At 62.1% G+C, this 789-nt stretch carries 1 pseudogene; it reads left to right on the top strand.

The window, feature by feature from the left end:
* A pseudogene (locus IEY21_RS16670) lies at nt 1–789 on the top strand (IS3 family transposase); the annotation flags it as partial.

Below are 789 nucleotides of genomic sequence, written 5' to 3'. Positions count from 1 at the left end.
GCTCGCCCGAACGGGCGGCAACCTCTCCCACACTGCTCGCGAACTGGGCGAGGGTGCCTCATTGCTCCGCAAATGGCTGACGGCCGAACAGGAACAGGGCGATGCTGCTTTCCCTGGCCAGGGAAAGCAGCATCTGACTCCGGAACAACAAGAGATCCGACGGCTCCGCAAAGAGAACGAAATCCTGCGCCAGGAGCGGGAGATTCTAAAAAAAGCCGCCGCCTTCTTTGCCAAAGAAACCACACGCTGAGGTTCCGCTTCATCTCCGATCACCGTCCGCAATACCGCCTGGACGTGATGTATCGCATATTGGAGGTCTCGGTGAGCGGCTACCACAGCTGGCGAAGAAGGCCCGTCTCTAATCAAAAGCAATGGGATGCGCTGCTCCAGCAGCGCATCCAGGACATCCACCAGCGCCGCAAAGGGCGCTACGGAGCCCCGCGCATTCATGCCGAGCTGCGCGCGGAAGGTGTGCAGGTCTCCAGGAAGCGCGCCCTCCCGCTTGATGCGTGCTGGGGGTCTGCGGGCCAGAGGCAAACGGCGCTGGGTGCGCACGACAGACAATGCCCATCTCTGTCCGGTCTGCCCGAATCTCCTGGACCGTCAGTTCAACGTCCAGCAGCCTAACGAGGTCTGGGCTTCCGATCTCACGTTCGTTCCGACGAAAGTAGGCTGGCTGTACCTGGCGGTGACCCTCGATCTGCATTCACGCGCGGTGGTGGGCTATGCCATGGACGCTCAGATGCCAGCCACGCTGCCGCTGGCTGCCCTCCAGATGGCTGGGCAACG

It is taken from the genome of Deinococcus aerophilus (assembly GCF_014647075.1).
Classification (GTDB): Bacteria; Deinococcota; Deinococci; order Deinococcales; family Deinococcaceae; genus Deinococcus; species Deinococcus aerophilus.
This window is presented reverse-complemented; position numbering and strand designations above follow the sequence as displayed.